Raw genomic sequence first — 21,595 nt, 5'->3', positions numbered from 1 at the left:
TAGTTAAGAAAAATCCCGATGCAATCAGCATTGGGATTTTTTTGTTAACTTAAAATCTGAGGAATCACCTATGAAAGCAAGAGATGAAAAATTAGCAGCCATCAAGGCTTGGATCAGAAGCAATGAAGACATTCGAGCAGCCTTGCTGACGAGCTCCTTGGTCAACCCCTTGGCTCCTGTGGATGATTTCTCGGATTTGGACATCGAACTTGTTTTCCTTGACCCTACACCCTACTTGGAATCCAAGGAATGGATTAATCTTTTTGGAGATCCCCTGAATGTTTACGAGGAAGGCATTGAGGCCTTTGAAGGGAAGCATGCCATGAAGATGGTCCAATATTGGGATGGGGTAAAAGTTGATTTTAAGATCTATAGCGTGGAGCAGTTTAAAGCCGAAGTATTGGCTGATGAACTTCCAGAGGACTGGGACATCGGTTATGAAATCTTGATCGATAAGGAAGGACTCTGCAAAGGTTTACAGCATCCGACCTATGAGGTCAGTATAATCAAAGAACCTTCTGAAGAAGAATTCCAAAAGATCGTTGCGGATTTCTTTTGGGATGTGACCTATCTTCCCAAGTGTCTGGTCCGTGGAGACCTGTTCTACCTCAAGTTTATGGTTGAAAAAATCATTCGGGTAGAATATTTTATTCCTATGATCGAATGGTATATCGGTAGTAAAAATCATTGGGAAGTGACAACGAATAAATATGGTCGACTGTTCAAGAAATTCCTGAGTACTGCAGAATGGGAAGGATTGGAATCAACCTTTGCAGGAGCAGGTATGGAAGAAAACTGGATTGCCTGTGGCAATATGATCGACATGTTTGATAAAATGGCTCAAGATGTTTCAAAAGTCCTTGGATACGACTATGATCTGGATAAAGCTAAGGCTACTAAGGAGTTTTTCAACATCCATAATCCAAACAAATAGGCCAAGTAACTACCCTTATGTATCATAAGAGTAGTCATAGCCTATAACTTTCCATTTTCCTTCAACCAATTCGAGAAAGTAAACTACGCCCTGCCCGCACATTACTCCACAGTGGTAATAGGTGTTGATCAATGCTTTTTTCTTATCAGCGGTGAACAGTGGTTTATCGAACGAATAGAATTCAATGGGGTATGCCAACATGTTATGTTTGCTGTATTGTATTGGTTTCAAGATTTTGGACAGTTTGGTATAGTTGGGGTAATCTTCAGTATCCAATAATTGGGTTTGATAGGCATTGAAATCTTTTATGTCGTTGGACAGTTTCTCGGATGCCAACTCAAGAACAGATAGCTGAGACTCCATATCAAATTCGCTGCCTAAGCTGGAATTGTAGTATCCTCTCCCAAATTTAGGATCATAGAATTTAATGTCTAAATCTTTATCAAGAACATACCTTGCTGTATCAAATTCAACCACCGCATCCACAACCTTGGAGAATTCAGCTCCAATTGGGGAATAAGTCGGGAAGACCCTGTCCAAGAATTCTTTTCCTGAGATGTTATTGGTTTCCTTTTTCTGCCTACATGCCATCATCATTATGATTAGCAATGTATAAATCCCGAACCTTTTCATAATCCTTACTTTTTGTACTGATATGATGAAAAAGTAAACGGGATTGCATAAGGGTTAATACAGGATTTTAATAATTTGAAAAAGAAACCCTGTTTTATTTACCTCCTATTCAACCTCGACTCTTCCAAATCTAGATTATGCTCTAGCGCCTTCAAGATTGATTCGTCATAATTCTTTTCGTTGACCAATGTATAGACCACATCCCTCCTCACATTGATCAAATCCTGCATCACCTGTTTATACAAGCCCCTTTCATTCGCAATCTTGATCTTGGATTCACTGCTCAGATTGGTGGCTGTAGATTCGAGGCTGCGTTTTAAGGATAGATTAATTGCTTTGACTGTGTTGCTTTCTTCAAGCTCCTTAGCGTATTTAGTTTTCAGCAGTTCCATTTCTTCCTTTACTAATCGATATCTGATAGCCTCAATCTGCGCTTCTTCTGGAATCTCTGAAGACTTGCCATCTAGGTTGACCAACTTGATCAGCCATGGCAGACTCAAGCCTTGCACGACCAAGGTTATCAAAATGACCACGAAGGTGATGAATAGGATCAGGTTACGGTGCGGGAAATGCTGGCCACTGGAAGCATAGATCGGGATCGCCAAGGCAGAGGCCAAGGATACCACACCCCGCATTCCAGCCCAGCCTAAGATCAAAGGCATCTTCCATCCAGGTGATGGTTCTTTCTTCCGAACCTTAGGGAATATCCTGGGGACATAATTGACGATGTAAATAAATGCGATACGGATCACAATGATCACCAAAGTGATGATCAGTGCAATTTCAATCGCCCAAGAGGTCGATACGCTTTCTATACCATCAATGATAATGGGAAGTTCCAGGCCAATCAATATAAACACAAAACCATTCAATAGAAATCCGACAGTTTCCCAGACTTCACGCGTCTGGATGCGGGTATTGTAGTCCATGTAGTCTTTGGATCGATAGGAAAGGAACAGCCCTCCGGAAACCACAGCCAATACACCTGACCATTCAAAGTGCTCTGAAACAATGTACATAATATAAGGTGCGATCAGGGTAATCGGAGTAGTTATGCTGGATGCTTTGGCAATGTATTTCAAGAAATAGAAAAGGATATTGGCGATAACAAGTCCCACGCACACTCCCATTACGGCGAGTAAAAAAAATCCAACCACTGCTTCCTGCATGGTAAATGCTCCGGTCATAATGACCGCCAAAGCCATCCGGAATACCGTTAGGGAAGCTGCATCATTGACCAAGCTCTCCCCCTCCAACAAAGTGACCCCACGCTTAGGCATGCTCACTCCCTTGAGGACAGAAGTTGCCGCCACAGCATCGGGAGGAGAAATAATACCGCCCAATAGGAATCCTAATGCAAGCGTAAATCCTGGAATTAAATTGACAGATAAATATGCAACAGCAATGGAGGTAACAAAGACGAGTCCGAAGCCCATGGTCAGGATAGATCGGCGATTGCTCCAGAAGCTATTCCATGAGGTATACCAAGCCGCTTCAAATAATAAGGGTGGCAGAAAAACCAAAAACACCACATCGGGGTTTATACTGAACTCAGGTAATCCTGGAATCAAGGAAATCGCTAATCCTCCGATTACCAATAAGATAGGATAAGAAATCTTAAAGCGCTGAGAAACGACAAATAACATGGACATGAAAAAAAAGAGAATCATGACCAATAATATATTGGATTCGATCATATTTACTTAATTAATAGATATCTTTGTGCACAGTAAAAATAATGGAAAAAAACTCAAAAAATCTACACCCCCGCAATAAGTTCAATCAGGAATATGACTTCAAGAAACTGATCAAACATGTTCACCAATTGAAGAAACATATCGTAGTTCTTCCTGATGGCCGTCAATCTTTAGACTTCAGAGATCCGGAATCTGTTTTCCTTTTAAACAAAGCATTGTTGGAATCAGAATACAAAGTCAACAACTGGGACCTATTGAATGGCAGCCTTTGTCCTTCCATTCCGGGAAGATTGAATTATATCCATTATTTAGCTGATCTCATCCAACCTAAAAACCCGAAGAAAGTCAATGTGCTGGATATCGGTACTGGCTCTAGTTTAATCTATCCCATTCTCGGCTTCTTAGAATACCATTGGAACTTTGTGGCATCGGATACCCATATCCCTTCCATACAGCATGCTCACAAGATCCTCAACGACAATCCTTATCTAAAAAAAGGTATCAAGATAAGACAGCAAGAGAACAGTGACCATATCTTGAAAGGAATTATTCAACCCAATGAATATTTCGACGCAGTACTATGTAATCCCCCATTCTACAAATCGCGTGAAGACTATAGGCAGACGGTCCTAAAGAAAAACCAGAAGCTCCATCAGGAAGCTGAAAGCACGAAAACCAATTTCCAAGGTCTTTCGAACGAGCTATGGTTCCCAGGTGGTGAAAAGAAGTTCATTAGCAACATGATCTATGAAAGTTTTGACCTAAGAGATCAAATTGGTATATGTTCGGTTCTGGTTTCAGATAAAGACAACCTGAAGCCATTAAAAGCTATCCTCGAATATCACAAAACAGAGGGGGTAAAAGTGACACAAATGAATCAAGGCAACAAGATAAACAGAATTCTTTCTTGGCAGTTGAATAAATAAGACCAAAGTTTAGTTAAACTTTTCTATGTTACAATAGATCTAAATCCACTTTAACGTTAAAGCAGATTTGGACAGGAATCTTTATTTTTTTAAAAAAAATTTGCTAAAACGTTTTTAATTTATAAATTAGTCTTAACCATTAACAAAACTAATACTAACAGTCACTTTATGAACTTATTTTTACTTACAACAACCTGCAATTTATTTTCCGGCTAATTAAAGGAAATCTTGTTTAATTTTTACCCAAACTAAACACAATTAACCATTGCTGTACTGGAATCCTATTACCCAAAAACTTTAAATTATGAACCAAAAAAAATTGCATTTAAACTTTATGAGCAGTTAACGGATTTAAAGCAAAGCCTTCTATTTCCCTTTTACTGACCGAATAGCTCCCTTCTGGAATTGCTATCCGAAACCTAACTAGTATCTACTATTTTACTAACCTATAAACAGCACTACAAATATGAGTGTATTATGGAAGTTTAAATCGTTATTGATTTTTATGTCTATGTCCGTGGGACATGCGCATAGTCATAACGTTGATTTTGCCAACCTATCCCTGCAGGACACGACCGAAACGGATTCTATTCCTACAGTTGATACCTTGGCGGAGTTAAAGCCACTTTATGAACTGGACCTACCTAAGTTCAATAACCTTCGGAACATGAAAACCAATTCCCTGATTACTGCCAATAGTTTGCAGCAGTATATCAAAGGTGAATTACCGGGCGTCTATGTTTCTGAATCAAGCGGTGAGCCTGGAAGTAATATCCAGATGTTTGTACGCGGTATCAGTAAACCTATCCTGAGCAATAGGGATATTTACAATACCCAACCCTTGGTCGTTTTAGATGGTGTTCCCTTAATCGGAGAACATCCTTTTGCATTTGATGTGCAAAACTATGACATCGAACGTATAGGTACCGAGAACAACCTATTGGGCAACATTGATTTCGACAACATCCAAAGCATCAAGGTATTAAAAGACCTTTCGGCAGTTGCCACCTATGGTCCGCTAGGGGCTAATGGTGTCATAGAGATCACGTCGAGAAAGGCTGAAGGTGATGGCGACAAAAGGATTACGGTAAACAGTTATATCGGAATGTCTCAACGTCCTCGGGTGACCACCATAAACGGTGCCTATGAGAATGCCTTTAGAAAGCAATTTTATGACCTCTACACCACCAATGGTAAATACAATCAGGACGATGTCTACCCAATCTATTTAAGCGACTCCTTAAATAACGATTACTATGGCCCATCGAACTGGTCTGACAGCTATTATTCCAACGGTCTGAACCATGGTGTCAATGCCAATATCTCTGGAGGTCAGCCTCGTGCTACCTTCCAGTTCTCTCTGGGAAATGTGAAAACCTCAGGAGTAGCGGATGACACTAAATTTGACAAATACAATGCTCGTTTCTTCTTGAACCTGAGACCTTTTAAGTGGTTAAACTTTGAAACCCTTTTCAATGCCTCAAGGTTGAACAGAGATCGTAATAGAAACTTGCGCAACAGATTTGCCATGATGGGTTATCTTCCTGACTTAGGTGCACCACTTGCCCCTAACAAAGAGGTTTATGATTCCTATCTTAAGGAATTCGATAAGAGCTTTGACAATAACTTCAGCAATATCCTGGAAGGATTCTTCCGTTTACAGGTGAATGTTGGTGCCTTAAAGATCCGCAGCAAGTTTGCCGTAGATTACAACGAAGGCTACCGCGACCTTTTCTACCCAAGCACCATCTTGGAGAAAAGTAATTTCGCGTCCAACTACTATGGTTACAACCAGCGCTTATTGGTTGACAACCAGGTTTCCTACGATATAGAAAACGATGCAAACTATTTCTATTTCGAAGTAGGAAACACTTTGATGTGGGATACCTATAAATATAACTATGCTTATGCCTATAAAGGTGTCAATGACTTCATCAAACTTAACCTACTGGAATCTGATCCATACAACGGGAACTATTTAAATCCTACTGCCTTCCCTAGACAATTGGTCTATAAGTTCTTGGACAGAACCAAGCACAACATGGTCAATCTATACGGTAAAGCATCTTATACCTATAATGAATCCTATACAGCTGCATTGACACTTCGTTACGATGCATCATCAAATGCACAACCGACTACAAGATGGTTCTTCTCTCCTATCCTAGCCTTAGGATGGAATGCGAAGAATGACTTCATGAAGGACAACGAATCAGTAAGCTTATTTAATATCAGAGCCAGCGTAGGCAGGATGGGTCACTATAATCTGTATGATAATTACGGACAAGGACCTAGCTATACCTCAGAAATTGGCTACACCGGTAATGCAATCGTTCCGGGATACAATGGTTTTGCGGCATTGGTTCGTCCTTATAATATAGGTTGGGTGGGATATGACCTTCCTTGGAGCTATTCGGATAACCTGAACTTAGGTTTTGACCTAGGTTTCAAGAACCGCGATATCCAAGTTTCCCTTGATGCTTACGTTCGCGACAGCAAAGATCAGTTGATCATGCTGCCAGGTAAGAAAGACTTCGGTTATGACTATCAATATGAAGCTGGAATGGATGTCAGAAATATGGGTATCGACCTTACTGCTTCGGGTAACGTTGTACAAAATGACAAGATCACTTGGAACACCGGCTTAGTATTAGGCGTGAACAGCAATAGGCTATTGGCATTGCCAAATAACCTGGATGAAATCGAAGTGAACGATAGGTTATTGAAAGTTGGAGAAAGAATCGATGCTTTCTGGTTATATGAAAACAACGGAATGTACCAAACTGACCAAGAGGTTCCGCAATCTGGCGGTCAACGCATGACCTACAATGGCATCATCTTGAAAGCTGGTGATCCTATTTGGTCTGATACCAATGGCGACAACCAAATCAGCAAAGAGGATAAAGTCCTACAAGGTAACATCATTCCTAAGCTTAGTGGTTCATGGAACAATATGGTTGCTTACAAAAACTTTGACTTGAACCTGAACTTCTACTTCAACCTTGGAAGAAAGATCGTCAACCAAGAGATGTCAAACCGTTTCAACTTTATTGAAAACGAGAATGCCAGCAGCATAAATTCCATCAAAGAGATCACCTACTGGGAGAAAAGAGGAGATTATGATCAATATCCACTTTACAACCCATGGTCATCTGTTGCGCCATTCCAAACCAATCAATCCCTATTCCTTGAGGATGGTTCTTTCTTGAAACTTAGAACGGTAACCTTAGGCTATAATTTCAGGGATATCGTTGGAAACCGTTTAGGGCAAAAGGGAGATCTATATGTCTATTTATCTGCCAACAACTTATTTACTGTCAGCAAATATTCTGGAAGGGATCCAGAACTGGTGAATTACATGGGTTACGACCAAGGTTATTCCCTTCCGATTCCAAGAACATTTGCCTTAGGATTCAAACTTAAACTGTAACCGATCATGAAAAGAATATTAATCATTTTAATCGTATTGAGCCAAGTTTTCGTGTCCTGCAAGAAAATGCTGGACATCAATTCCACTCGATTGGTTTCAGAAGAAAATATGTGGCTTAGCATGGAGGATTCCAGAGCGGCCCTAATGGGGGTTTACGGATTGACCAAATCCGCCCTGAATGATAACAATGCTCATTGGATCTATGGCGATGTACGCTCCGGAGAGTTCTCCGTTCCTATCCGCCAAGACTTGAAAGCTATCGCCAAACACGACCTGAATGCTTCTTTCGGCGTAATGAACGACCTAAAGAGCTGGAGACGTTGGTACGCAGTAGTAAATGCTGCCAATATCTTCCTAGAACGAATCCAGGAGGTAAAGGACAATGACCAACGCTATACCAACAACAATATGGTGGTGGATATCGCGCAAGCCCGTTTCCTACGTGCCTTTGCCTATTTCTATATGGTTCGCATTTGGGGAGATGTTCCATTGATCGTCTCTTCTAAGGAAGGTACTTTTGATGATCAACCTCGCGAAGATCAAAGCAAGATATTGGCCTTTGTAGAACAGGAATTGCAAAAGGCAGCCGATGATCTACCCTTCCTTTTTAGCTCAAATGACCCGCAGCAACAAGGAAATTACTACAACGAATCCAACAGCAGATGGGACGGTGCCTTAGCTCGTAAAACTACAGCTTATGCCATTTTAGCCCATGTTGCAGCTTGGCAGAGTAATTATCCTGATGCTGCAGCATACGCTAAATTTGTTATCGACAACCAACAGAAAGGTAGTTTGACTTTACTCCCTACCAATAACCTTACAGATCCAAATGGATTCTTCTACGATAAAAACCGGAATCAGTTATTAGGTTTCGGACATATCTACAACCATGTGGAAGGTTCCTTTACAGGGCACATTGAAGAGTTAACCTTGGCATCGCCCGTGGTAAACAAAAGTATCCCGGATATGTACATGTCCAAAGACAAGATCCTTTCCATCTTCAATGAATCTACCGATGAACGCTTCTCTGCTGACACCCTAGGAAACCCTGTAACCGAAGTTTATTTCAAAAACTTCAATGGACAGTATCCTATCTTCAGTAAAGTGAAATGTATCATGGGTGGAGTCTCCGATCCAACGTTCAGGTTCTATTCCAGTGCAACCATCATCACCCGTCTTGAAGATATGTACCTATTGCGTGCAGAATCATTGGCGGTAATTGGTGAGCAAGCAGGAGCAATCGACCTATTGAATACCATCCGTGAAAGAAGAGGGCTTACGAACTATTCTGCAGCGAAGAATGGAGACTTGATCGATGCGATCTTCCAAGAAAGAAACCGGGAGCTGATGGGTGAAGGGCATCGTTGGTACGATATGGTCAGACAGTACAAGATCAAGAATGATAATTCAGATCTGAGCAATCTGATCCGTTCAAAAGGACAATATTGGCCGATCTCTGCCCAAGTCTTGACCCAGAACAAATTATTAACCCAAAATGAATATTGGAAATAAACCGTATAACCATGAAAGTCAACAATCTATTTTATAGTTTACTCTCCTTGATTTTGGTTAGCGGATGCACCAAAGACAATGGATATTACAACGAGACGGTAAATAAGGTGACTTATGATGGTACTATTTTGGAGTACCTTCAAAGTAAGCCCGGCGTTTTTGACTCCCTACTGAAAGTATTGGATCGCACAAAAATGCAAGCAGTGCTCGCTTCTAATGATAAATACACCTTCTTTGCACCAACCAACCAGAGCTTTCAATTAGCAATCGAAAATCTGAACAATACCCGCAAAGAATCGGATAAACCTTTGGAATATTTAACCAATGTGGACCTGTTGCAATTGGATACCATGATGGCTCAATACCTGATCAAAGGCTTCTACCCTAGTGATTCCATGATGATGAAAGATGGAATCCAACTGCAAGACTACAAATTCAAAAGAACGATGAACGCTAAATTAACTACAGCGACCTCATCAGGATTTGAAAGCGGCGGCCCTAAGGTCATTGAATACTCGGACACCAAAAATAGTCAGTTCACTAGAAACTGGATTACCGCGACCACTGCTTCCATCAATATCGAAGCAAAGAACGGGATGATCCACGTTGTTTCTCCGAACCATGTTTTCGGTTTCAACGACTTTGTAACCCGATTGACCTACATCCCACCTCCACCAAACTTATTTGTAACCGTAGGAGGTAAATTCTCGGTATCACGTGAGAACGATGGTGGTGTCAATGCCGTAGAAGCTTCAAAATATGTATTTGATGGCAACCCAGAAACCAAGTACCTGTTAGGTAGTTTCGGTGGTAACTGGATGCAAGTAGAACTAAACACAGCAACTGCAGCTAATTCCTATACCCTAACCTCCGCCAACGATGCGGTTGAAAGGGATCCAATTGACTGGACCTTGACAGCATCTGATGATGGAGAAAACTGGGTAACACTGGATTCTAAATCAGGCGAAGAATTTACATCTAGGTTCCAACAAAGGGTCTTCTGGATCAATAACACCAAAGCTTACAAGTTTTACAGGTTAAATGTACAACGCGTTCGTTCTGGAGATCTATTCCAATTGGCCGACTGGAGCGTAAATAAAGGAACTAAATAATCTATTAACCTTAATTGAAGAAAAATGAAAATCAAAAATAGTATCCGATTGCTCTGTCTCTTTATAGGGAGTTATGGATTATTTACCGCATGTTCGAAAATGTACGACCTTCCTGAAGACAGGGATTTTATAAGCGAAAACATCAATTATATCATCAAGATCATTGAGCCTACCCTAGGCAGGAACAATGTCTTTACCTCCCTATCTGAGGACAACTCTACCCTACCGATGAAGTTTGAAATTGTCAATGCTAGGTATGGAGACGGTCGTCCAGTGACAGACCTATTTACCAAAGTCCAAACCTATGAATGGATCCAGGAATATGATGGCAAGGAAAAAACCCTAGCTGAAATTGAGGCGAAGAGAAGAATGGTTGAAAAACCTGCATTCGAAGTAGACAGCAATGGCCGAATGATTTTATGGGCAGGGGCAACAAACGCGGTTATCAAACCAAGACCTGTCGATACGGTCCTGAAAACGCAGGATATCCGTTTCTTTGACCTTAAAGTTCAGAACTCAGGCGGTACCCAGATCATCAAGGATTTCCAATTTATCCCTTGGCGTGAGATCCCTTATTTTCCATCGACGGACATCAATCCCTATACAGGAGGAAAAGCTCCAGATCCGCTGCGACCTAAGGATACCACCAGACAGGATTATATCATCCCAAGTTTCTTAAACAATGTAATTGGCGAAAGAACCCAATTGCCTTTGGTTAACAATAACATCCAGAAAGATGTCGTGGTTTACATCCGTCCATTTTCTGGCGGCAAAGGCAACAGCTTACGTTTCAAGTTCATGGGTGCTGACGGTAAGTTTATCAATCCCGTGAAATTCAATGAAACCAGATGGGACTTCTTAGTTCATGGATTCAATAAAGTGATGACCCCCGAATATGTGCAATATGATGTGGCCTATCCGATTCCATTGACACCTTACCGCACAGACTTTTCAGATGCGGGCGGGGCACATGTGTCATTCTCTTATTCTCGATTGGGATTTGGAGGCGGACGCACAGTGGGTCAATTTGGACTGAACTTCGCGATCTATAAAAAGGGAGATTGGGAAATTGTTTTCCATTTCCGTAATCAGAACCCAAAATTTGAGGATGAATAAACCTTAGCCTTATGAAATTACAGAAACTAATCATATTAATCTTAAGCATTTTTAGCCTACAATTTGCTTATGCTCAGAACCAAAACCTGCGTGGTCGAGTGGTTGATGAGTCTAATAACGGTATTGCCGGCGTAACAGTAGTGAATGCGGCGACCAATAGGGCTATTACGGCAACAGACGACAACGGTAACTTTGGCGTGAGTGTAGCCCCGAACACAGCTTTAATTTTTAAAGCAGTAGGTTTTAATCAAAGAAGAATAACGGTAAGAGCCAACCAAACGACATTAACCGTTCAGATGAGCTCTACACAGGACCAAGTAGAAGAAGTCGTGGTCCGTGGATATGTGGCCCGTAAAAAGGAAAACACCACAGGATCTTCTTTCACCCTTGGAGAAAAGGACATCCGTGACGTCCCTACTGCCAACCTAGAGCAATTGATGCAAGGTAAGGTACCGGGATTGAACGTACAGGTAAATACCGGTGCTCCAGGTTTTAGGGGCTCTACCCAAATCCGTGGTCTATCGACTCTTTCCACAACAGGTTCTGGTAGCGAGTCCATCTTGATGCCTACATCTCCCCTATATGTAATCGATGGGGTTCCGATGGATGCCGATAGAGCTTCAGAATTCGGCCTGCAACAACAGGGACCGGGTATCTCGCCGCTTTCCTTGATCCCACCTGAGGATGTACAGAGCATCGAAATCTTGAAAGATGCCCAAGCAACGTCACTTTATGGTTCTCAAGGCGCCTACGGGGTAATCATTATCACCACAAAACGTGGTAATTCGCCTGTGCCTAGAATCAACTATACACACAGTACCTTCTTGAAAACTCCACCAAAATTGAGGGAGACCTTAGGAGGTAACCTAGAACGTCAAATCAAAATCTGGCAAATTATCAATAACGCGAGAACACAAGCCGAAATTGACAGGATCATGCAAACCCCAATGCTTGCAGATAGTTTGAATGCATTCTTCAATAACTCGACTAACTGGCAATCCCTTTATTACCAGAATACATTCAACCAAAACCATAACTTAAGTTTGGATGGTGGTAATGAAATCCTTTCCTATAAATCCAACTTGGGTTATTATGGTGAAACTGGGGTAATCAAGAATACAGGCTTCAACCGTTATTCAGCCAACTTGAGAATGGATTACCGTCCTACAAAACGCTTTGAATTTACAGGACAGGTATTCGCTCAGTTAGGTAAACAGAACAAAGGTGATGGTACAGGTATCCTTCAAACAGGGGTATCAACGGGTGGTATGAACTCTACCCTATTGCCTCCTCCAGGATTCTTCTCGGCAGACAATGATTATATCGCGGCCATTAGAACCAAAAATGATAACAGTTCCAAATTGATCCGTCCTTATGTAGAAGGTAAATTTGAGATCCTTCCTGGACTGAGATTACAATCGGCCATGAGTTATGAATTCGCTTCTAACAATGAAGACAAATTTACTCCAGCTGCTGCTGCAGGCCAGTTCTCAGAAGTGTATTCATTCGCAGGTCGCGAATCAAACCTATACAACAGGAATATCCTGAACTATACCAAGGATATCAATGAGGACCACAACATCTTTATCAACTTGTTCAATGAGGTAAGACATAACCAACGTCAAAATACCATCACCAAACAGGCTAGAACTCCAAATGATCAATTCGAAGGTCCATTAGGTTTCGATGGTTATTTCTCTAGAGGTGGTGGTGTACTGTCCAACTTCAGAAATGAGAAAGCGCTATCATTTGCCCTTGCGACTACCTATAGTTACAAAAGCAAATATATCCTAGACCTATCCTATCGTTTGGATGGTTCCTCTGCGAATGGTTTCAAGAACCTTTATACCAAGAACCCAGCTGTCGGAGTTCGTTGGAATGCGCACCATGAAGAATGGATAAAATCCCTTCCTTGGATCAATCTTGCATCACTTCGCTTTACATGGGGTGTAAACGTAATGCCAACCAGTACCTTGGAACGTATCTATGGTAAATATGATATCTCAGGTCTTTACAATCAGATCAATGGTATCGGTATCAACTACGAATTTATTCCAAATCCAAACTTGTTACCAGTTACCTCCATGCAGTATAACTTAGGGGTAGACCTTACCTTCCTGAACAACAAAATTGAGATCATTTACGATACTTATTACAAGAAAGTGGACAACCTATTGTTTGAGTCTTTCTTGAACAATACCTCAGGATTTGACAAGCTTAATTCCAATGATGCTGGACTAGCAAACTATGGACATGAGATTGCATTAAACTTCCGTCCTCTTTCTGTAAACAGTCCTTTCAACTGGACCCTGTCCTTCAATGGTGCTTACAACCAAGACATCTTGTTGCAGTTGCCTTCAACCTTTAGAGGACAAGCCATCAAATGGGATACTCAATTGGATAAATTGCACATGGTAAACCGCGTAGGTACCTCCGCCCTATCAAATTACTTGTTAGAAAATATCGGTGTATATGCGACGGATGCTGATGTACCAGTTGATCCTGCTACTGGCCTTCGCTATCGTACTGCTGATGGAACATTCTTCCAAGCTGGAGATCCAATCTATGTAGATAGGAACGGAGATTATATTTTAGACAACCGTGACTATGCACGTGCTGGCAATACACAACCATTATGGACTGGCGGGGTTCAAAATACCTTGAACTACAAAAACTTCCAGTTATCGATCTATGCTTCATACACAGCAAAGAGAACCATTTTGAACTATGCTTTAGCACAACGACTAAGTCTATACAATAATCCTTACGGAGGCAATTTGGTAGGTGGTCAAAGTAATGGAGCCAATTCCATCGTCCCTATTGAAAACCTAGATATCTGGTTGAAGGACGGTGATATTGCCAAGTATCCTTATCCATACGACTTCTCTAGAAATGCCAGCGTTCAACCTTTCCGTTATGATCAAACCTTATGGGAAGAAAACGGCAGTTATTTCAAGATCAACAATATCATCTTCGCCTATGTATTCGATCGTGATCTGTTGAGGAGATTTAAACTAGACCGTTTCCGTATTTATGCTTCTATGGACAATGTGTACACCTTCTCTTCGTATTCGGGGCCAAACCCTGAAAACGTAACGAGCTTAGGTCGCGATGCATCAAACGGATATCCAGTACCAAGAACTTATACCCTAGGCTTCAACCTTTCATTCTAATGACTATGAAAAAATTGATAAAAAATAAATTAGCTGTAATTGGACTTGGGATTGCCTTAGGGTTCAGTAACTCCAGCTGTAATAAATATCTAACCGTAGAACCCATAGACCGATTGACAGGCAACAATTATTACCTATCTCAACAGGATGTGGAAGCTAATATGGCCTTTATGTACGCAAAGTTCTTTGAAAAGATCAATGAAACATGGGTAATGGGTGCCATTGGAGAAGCAAGGTCTGGAGAAATATTTGTTTCCGACGGTGCCAATAACTTCAGTCAGCGTAAGGTGGTAGAGGCATTAGGCAAAAATCAGTTACCAGCCGCTATGTATTCCACACAGTTCGATTGGTATAAATTATATGTGATCACCGATTGGAAAAAGTATTATCAAGTGATCCAAAGTGCCAATATTTTAATTGAAAAATTAGAAGAAGGTATCCCTGGAGTTACCGGATCTGATCAGAGCAGATACATTGCTGAAGCAAAGTTCATCCGTTCATTCACCTACTTCTGGATGGTCAGGTTATATGGTGATGTTCCATATTATACCGATGCTTACCATACGGAACCACTTCCTCGTGAAAACATGGTTTCAGTATTGAATAAGTGTATTGCTGACTTAACTCCGCAAAAAGATCTTATGCCTTGGTCCTTGAATGATCCAGGACTTAGGGGAGCAAGACCAGCAAAAGGTGCCATTATCGCTTTATTAATGCACATGAACATGTGGAATTCAAGCTTCGATCCTGGTAACAAACAAAAATACCTAACAGAGGCGGCTGCTTTAGGAAAGCAATTGATCGACAGCAAACAACATAAGTTGGTTGCACCATTCACCGACCAGAACTGGGCAGTGGTAACTAAAGGTAGAAGTGAAGAATCTCTTTTTGAGTTCTACAAGAGTATCAACTACGGCGATAATGTGGAAGCATTAGCGCCATTCTGGGACCACTTCTTGCGTTGGCCATATAAATTCCCTCGCTTTGACAACCAGTTGAGTCACTGTTATTTTATTTCCTCTTACATGAACCAGATCTTCCCTGAAGGTGACGCCGATAAGAGAAGAGAAATGTGGTTTGAAGATATTACTTCAGACAATGGAAGATTTGTGCTAAGGAAATTCGGAACCAACGTGTATGCTTCTGGAAACGAAGATAAAAACCCAGACAATACCTTTAGTATTTTCCGTTATGCAGATGCAATCCTACTTTATGCAGAGGCTTCTGCTGAATTAGGCAAAGATGCAGATGCAATAGCAGCCGTGAACATGGTTCGTGACCGTGCTCAAGCTGCACGCTACGGCGGTGGCGGTGGTGCTGACCTGAAGAACTTCATATTCCTAGAAAGAGAACGGGAATTGATCGGTGAAGGCATTCGTTATTTCGACCTGATCCGTACCCGAAGGATCTTAAGCTCCGAGTGGACCATGTCCCCGCTTACACTGGATCAATACAACCGCGGTGGTTGGACTTGGCCTATCGACCCATCGGCCCTGAACAACAACCCGTACATGAAATTAAATGAATACTGGACTACAATTGGACGATAAGATGAAAAAGATATTTAAACCCCTACACATCGCTCTTTTCCTTTTCGGAATCCTGTTTATAAGCGCCTGTAGTAAAGACGATTATTACGAGGATGGCGGATTGGCAAAGGCTGAATTTAATGGAACCATATTGGAATACCTGGAATCTAAACCAGTATTATTTGATTCCCTAGTCCAAGTCATCAAACTTGCCGGACTGGAAAATGAATTCATGACCAAAGAGTTTACCTTTTTTGCTCCCTCGGATCCGGATATCAAGCAATTGATCGGAACTATTAGAACCGGTGGTTCACTTAATACCTACCTATTTAATATGGGTTTGGATACCATCCAAAAATTGAGTGATATTGATTCTGCTATCTGGAGAAAAAACTTGCTGCGCTATATGTTCAACGGAAAGAACAAACTGGCGGACTACCCACAGATCGATTATTCGCTGATGGGCACCTATCCAGGTCAAAACTACATTTCGCAATCGGGTAATGTATCCAATATTGGAGTAGTATTCAATGATATTATTCAGATGAGTGGAACTACGGAAGTATCCAGATTGAAATATAAAGGATACAGACAACTGCACCTCTCGTATTTCCCTGATGCTTCAAACCCTGATGTTTATGTGACGTATCCCGTGGCGACCTCGGACATACAGCCCAACAATGGCATAATCCACGTCTTGGATTATAATAAAAGCTTTTTTGGATTGTATCCTGGATCGCAAGAAATGATAGAAGATATTGCTCAAAGTAAACGATAAAATTATGAACAAGTTAGCTAAATATTATATATTCATATTTGCGGTCTTCGGATTGTTCTCATGCTCCAAAGAAGTGGATTACCATGCTGAACCTTATCAAGAAGGTAAACAAGCTTTGGGCATTGTGATGGAACGTACGCAAAAACCATCCCCTGAAACTGGTGGACCAGGAACCCAAGTGAAAATTAAAGTGTCGGGTTTGGCTGCCCATAAAGATAAAGCCGTATTCAACTTCAATGGACAGAAGGCAGAGATTGTATCCATCACCGATTCTGAAATTACCGTTAAGGTGCCGGAATTCGCCAGCACGGGTATTACCAGTATCCTCATTGATGATATCATATTTTATGGTCCCAATTTCTCAGTTCAAGGAAAGGTTAAGATAGACCCTTCTTGGCAAGCAACATATGGTGCCGCTGGTGGTGGTGTATACGATTATTTACAAACCGTAGAAGAGAAAAACATCCTGATCGGTTCCTTTAACAACTATGAAAACAAAGGAAATATCAAACCGATCAATAGAATTGTCAGAACCTTTAAAAATGGACAGTTTGATGCGAGTTTCCGTCCTGGAAATGGAGTACAAGGTTTCTTGAGCAGTATCATACAGATCCAAAATGCTTATTATATCGCCGGAAATTTCTCTGGTTATGATCAGCGGACCGACAATATCTCCAATTTGACCCGTATCAACTTAGTAGGACAGATCGATACCATGGCTGTAAAACCTTATCGCCCACCTCACCTACCTGATACCATCAAATACTACGCTAAATTCAATGGTGGTTTTAATGCTATGGTGAACAATATCAATGAACACAATGGCAAAATATTGGCAGTTGGTGACTTTAGATATCATATCCATAGAACTTACGGTAAACCAAACTATCTAGAGACCAGAGATTCTGTAATCCTAGACAGTACCGAGATCCGTTCTGTTGCTTTATTGAACCTGGACGGTACGCTTGACAAGACCTTCCGTTTCTCTGGAAACAAAGCATTTGCGGGTGCTAATGGACAAACCAAAGGCTTCTACCACAAAACCGGAAGCTTAAAAGGCAAAATGGTTGTTTTTGGTTCTTTTACCAGTTTCGACGCTGAACCTCATGGTTATATCGTTCGCCTGAATGCGGATGGAACTGTGGACAAAACCTTCAATGTCGGAAAAGGCGCCAATTATAAAGTGGAAAGTGTGACCTACAATGAAAAAACCGGAAAATATATGGTGAGTGGGGAATTCAACACCTTTAACGGCGTAAATACACCAAAATTAGTGATGTTAAATGCGAATGGATCGATTGATACCAACTTTAAAGTAAAAGCATTTAATGAAGGTGGTACCAGCAAATTTGCCTTACAGCTAGAAGATGGATTGATTGCCGTTTCAGGTAACTTCCTTACTTACAATGGTATTTCAAGGACCAACTTCATGATCATCGATGCGAAAGGCGATCTAGTAAGTGGCATGAACAATACCGGTATGGTTGGCGGTTTGATCTCGAGAATGTATGAAACGCGTTCTGATGACGGTAAGCGAGCGCTCTTGTTGTTAGGTGATTTCTACAAATTCGACAACATAGACACGAGAGGTATAACTAGAATAACCATTGAATAAACTCCTAATTATGAAGAAACGTATTTTAAACTCCATTTCAGCCTTCATGCTGATAATTCTGGGCCTTAATATCACTTCCTGTCAGGAGGAATTCTCGAAGGTTATTCCAGAAAACAATACGGATACCGTAGATGTAATCTACGGTACGCCAAAGGTATTGTTGTTGATAGCAGATGGTGCCCGCGGTGAATCCGTACGCACCTCCAATGTCACAACGATCAATGCCCTACTGCCCCACTCCATTTACTCTTGGGTTTCCCTGAGTGAAGAAAACGCAGCAGGTATATATTCCAACTGGGCAAATTTGTTCACTGGTGTAAACTACAGCAAACATGGGGTAAGGGAAAATGACCTGGAAGCCAACAAATTTGATGCATATCCACTATTGGCTGCCAGGATCAAAGAATCGTCTGGTGATTCCATTAAGATGAGCACCATCAGCCCAAATGCTACCTTCCTCAAATATTTTGGAGCCAATACCAAAGCACAGGCTGCCCAAAATGATGATGATGTAACCACGAAAGTGATCAATGACTTAAAGGACGAGAAGCTATCTTTCATCACAGGTCATTTCACAGCCATTGATGCTGCTGGAAAAACCGAAGGCTACGATGTCTCTAAACCAGCATACAAGGCTGCAATCGAGAAGTTTGATGGACAGGTAGGGCAGATTATCAAGGCCTTGGAAGCAAGACCTAATTATGCCAAGGAAAATTGGATGGTGATCATTACTTCAAGCCAAGGTGGCGATTATGAAATCCCTCCAGCGCAAAATGACAATACCATCTTTAGTAATGCGGCATTGAACACATTCACCATAATCTATTCACCAAAATATGCAACCAAATTTATCGGTAAACCATTTATTGGGAATAAATTCATCGGTGATTTTATGCGCTTCAATGCTGAAAACTATGCCCAACTGGATGTTGGTGACAACAGTGTTTTCAATCTGGACAACGACGATTTCACTATTGAGTTAAAAATCAAAAAGAACAAAGGCCGGGACAATAACTATGCATTCTGGTATCCATCCATTATTGGCAAGAGACAACATTGGCAAGGCGGCTGGGGTGAAGATCCAACAGGTATCGGTTGGGTAATCCACCTAGATGGTGAGTCCTGGATTTTCAACGCCCGTGGTGATAAAGGAACGGGTGAGGTAAAAGCGGACCGAAACATGAACCGTGGTACCTGGAACTCGATCGCTATCACCGGACAGATGGTAGATGGCAAGAGAACCGTAAGGTTGTTCACCAATGGCGAGCAAACCAAAGAAGCTGACATTACAGGTTGGGGTTCTATTACATCAGATGCCAAATTCCGGATCGGTTTCCTAGAGACACGTGAAGGCTGGCGTTCCGATGCCTACATAGCCGATGTGAAATTCTGGAAAGAGGCTCTTTCTCCGGAAACCATCAAACAATACAGTTGTGATGTAGGTATAGTATCAAACCATCCGAACATTAATTTCTTGGCTGCTTATTGGCCAATGAACTCGAAGGATGCTACCACCATCGTGGATGAAGGTCCATTAGGTGCAAACCTGAAAACAAACGGAACTTATCCGATTACCACATTGAACGATTTCATTTGTGCGCCTACTTCGTCAACATTGAGTTCAATGGTACCTAGAAATATCGATATCTCTACGCAAATTATCAGTTGGTTGAAAGTACCAAGACAATTGAGCTGGGGTCTTGATGGTCGTGTTTGGATTGATAAATAAACCTATAGATTATGAAAACCATATTGAAATTATTCAAAAATATATACCTGCCGATCCTTTGTATTTCCGTCTTGTTCGGATGTAAGGATACAGCCTTGGAGGATTTCTCCCTCAAACCGGGCTCTGCTACGACGGTGGGTTCGGGGGACATCGCTGGTGGCATTACGAAAACCAATGAACAGATCACCGTTCCGGTAAGTATCAAACTGAGCACGCCCGCTTCTAAAGCTTTTGATGTAAACCTAGCGGTGAATCAGAAAGCTGCAGCGGACCATATCAAAAACAAGAACCTAGGCAGTAATTACATTGCTATCAAGCCAGAATCTATCTTTTTACTAAACAGTACCAAGGTAAATTTCGGAGCAGATTCAGCTGTGTTCAATGTTACGATAACCCGTACCGAGGTGGAAAAATATTTCGGAAAGAACATTGTCATTGGCTATAGCATTACCAATGCCGGGAAAGGAAACAATATTGATAAAAACAATGCAACAGGTGTTCTTATCCTGAAAGTCAATGACCTGATCACGGAATCAGACATACATTTCATTTCCCTAACCAATGGCGCAGGAGCGATATTAGAAGCGAAAAACCAAGTAAATTATGTCAGCTCTTCCTCAGGATTGACCATACCATTGGGTATTAGCTTGGCCAGTTTCCCTGGATCTGCTTTTACCGTGGATGTGGTAACCTCGACTGATACCATTGCGAAATTGATCAAGGACGGTAAGCTACCAGCAAATACGGTTGGCCTTACACCTGAGCAATATACCATACCATCTAAAGTACAGGTAGCAAGCAATGCGAAATCTGCAGGTCTTGAAATCAACGTTCCATGGTCGGTAGTCAATGCTAATCTGGATAAAAAGTTAGCTGTTCTTGTAGAACTGAGCGCTCCTACCCTACATGTGCTTAATCCACAGAAAAACTATAGTATCCTTCTGATCGATTCAGAAAATGTAGTTGAAGTAGATGTGACCAACGATGCTGAATATTCTTACAGCAGAAATAATGATAATCAAAATGAAAATGCTGTCAAATTGATTGACAACAATTACAACAGCAAATTCCTATTGTTTGATTTCGTAGACCTAGAATTGAAGCTTGTTTATAATGAGCCGCAGAAGATCGGGGCCTATACCTTCACTTCAGGAAATGATGCGCAAGAAAGAGATCCAGCAGAATGGGTACTTTATGGATCCAATGATGGAACCACTTGGGAAGCTTTGGATACACGCAGAACGGAAGTTTTCAATAATCGTACAGAAACCAAACGCTTTAACATTGAATTCCCTAAAGCATACAAACAGTTCAAGCTACATATTGAAAGAACTAGAAGCAGTAGTTTATTCCAAATGGCGGAATGGAGAATGGTTAGAATTCCTTAACAATTACAATGATCAGAACGATG

The 21,595-nt window shown here is 41.3% G+C and carries 14 protein-coding genes; 12 read left to right on the top strand and 2 right to left on the bottom strand.

Annotated elements, in window-relative coordinates:
* The first annotated feature begins 70 nt into the window (after nucleotides 1–70).
* A complete protein-coding gene (locus RT138_RS17365; RefSeq protein ID WP_313191664.1) occupies nucleotides 71–934 on the top strand; it encodes an aminoglycoside 6-adenylyltransferase in 864 nt (287 codons plus the stop codon).
* Between the two features lie 15 nt (nucleotides 935–949).
* On the opposite strand, the gene RT138_RS17360 is transcribed toward RT138_RS17365, so the two are convergent.
* The gene (locus tag RT138_RS17360; protein WP_313191663.1) at nucleotides 950–1,567 is read right to left on the bottom strand and encodes a hypothetical protein; all 618 of its coding nucleotides are present in this window, start codon (nucleotides 1,565–1,567) and stop codon (nucleotides 950–952) included.
* 98 nt (nucleotides 1,568–1,665) lie between these two features.
* Nucleotides 1,666–3,264 (bottom strand): Na+/H+ antiporter, encoded by a 1,599-nt coding sequence (locus RT138_RS17355; RefSeq protein WP_313191662.1) that lies wholly within the window; start codon nucleotides 3,262–3,264, stop codon nucleotides 1,666–1,668.
* Between the two features lie 41 nt (nucleotides 3,265–3,305).
* Here RT138_RS17355 and rlmF point away from each other — a divergent pair, with 41 nt between their 5' ends.
* The 11 genes from rlmF to RT138_RS17300 all read left to right on the top strand — a co-directional run bounded on the left by rlmF (nucleotide 3,306) and on the right by RT138_RS17300 (nucleotide 21,572).
* Entirely contained in the window at nucleotides 3,306–4,190 is an 885-nt protein-coding gene (gene rlmF, locus RT138_RS17350; protein WP_313191661.1) for a 23S rRNA (adenine(1618)-N(6))-methyltransferase RlmF, read from the top strand.
* A 466-nt stretch (nucleotides 4,191–4,656) separates the two neighbouring features.
* Nucleotides 4,657–7,620 carry a SusC/RagA family TonB-linked outer membrane protein gene (locus RT138_RS17345; protein ID WP_313191660.1) on the top strand — a complete coding sequence of 988 codons (2,964 nt, stop codon included), beginning with the start codon at nucleotides 4,657–4,659 and terminating at the stop codon, nucleotides 7,618–7,620.
* Nucleotides 7,621–7,626: 6 nt separating this feature from the next.
* On the top strand, nucleotides 7,627–9,132 hold the full coding sequence (locus tag RT138_RS17340; protein ID WP_313191659.1) for a RagB/SusD family nutrient uptake outer membrane protein: 1,506 nt from the start codon (nucleotides 7,627–7,629) through the stop codon (nucleotides 9,130–9,132).
* A gap of 11 nt (nucleotides 9,133–9,143) precedes the next feature.
* Nucleotides 9,144–10,244: a fasciclin domain-containing protein gene (locus RT138_RS17335; RefSeq protein WP_313191658.1), complete on the top strand. Its 1,101-nt coding sequence runs from the start codon at nucleotides 9,144–9,146 to the stop codon at nucleotides 10,242–10,244.
* Nucleotides 10,245–10,268: 24 nt separating this feature from the next.
* Nucleotides 10,269–11,360, top strand: coding sequence for a DUF5007 domain-containing protein (locus RT138_RS17330; RefSeq protein WP_313191657.1), 1,092 nt, complete (start codon nucleotides 10,269–10,271; stop codon nucleotides 11,358–11,360).
* An 11-nt stretch (nucleotides 11,361–11,371) separates the two neighbouring features.
* Nucleotides 11,372–14,533 (top strand): SusC/RagA family TonB-linked outer membrane protein, encoded by a 3,162-nt coding sequence (locus RT138_RS17325; RefSeq protein ID WP_313191656.1) that lies wholly within the window; start codon nucleotides 11,372–11,374, stop codon nucleotides 14,531–14,533.
* A 5-nt stretch (nucleotides 14,534–14,538) separates the two neighbouring features.
* The gene (locus RT138_RS17320) at nucleotides 14,539–16,083 is read left to right on the top strand and encodes a RagB/SusD family nutrient uptake outer membrane protein (RefSeq protein WP_185214214.1); all 1,545 of its coding nucleotides are present in this window, start codon (nucleotides 14,539–14,541) and stop codon (nucleotides 16,081–16,083) included.
* Nucleotides 16,055–16,840, top strand: a complete 786-nt coding sequence (locus RT138_RS17315; protein WP_313191655.1) for a fasciclin domain-containing protein — start codon at nucleotides 16,055–16,057, stop codon at nucleotides 16,838–16,840. The genes RT138_RS17320 and RT138_RS17315 overlap by 29 nt, the downstream gene beginning before the upstream one ends.
* Nucleotides 16,841–16,844: 4 nt before the next feature.
* On the top strand, nucleotides 16,845–18,455 hold the full coding sequence (locus RT138_RS17310; RefSeq protein ID WP_313191654.1) for a DUF5008 domain-containing protein: 1,611 nt from the start codon (nucleotides 16,845–16,847) through the stop codon (nucleotides 18,453–18,455).
* Between the two features lie 10 nt (nucleotides 18,456–18,465).
* Complete coding sequence (locus RT138_RS17305) at nucleotides 18,466–20,184, top strand: LamG-like jellyroll fold domain-containing protein (RefSeq protein ID WP_313191653.1); 1,719 nt, start codon at nucleotides 18,466–18,468, stop codon at nucleotides 20,182–20,184.
* 11 nt (nucleotides 20,185–20,195) lie between these two features.
* Entirely contained in the window at nucleotides 20,196–21,572 is a 1,377-nt protein-coding gene (locus tag RT138_RS17300) for a DUF1735 domain-containing protein (protein WP_313191652.1), read from the top strand.
* Nucleotides 21,573–21,595 lie beyond the last annotated feature (23 nt).

This window comes from Sphingobacterium sp. (assembly GCF_032065005.1).
Taxonomy (GTDB): Bacteria; Bacteroidota; Bacteroidia; order Sphingobacteriales; family Sphingobacteriaceae; genus Sphingobacterium.
Note: the sequence above shows the minus strand (reverse complement) of the source record. Positions and strands in the feature narration are given on the sequence as shown.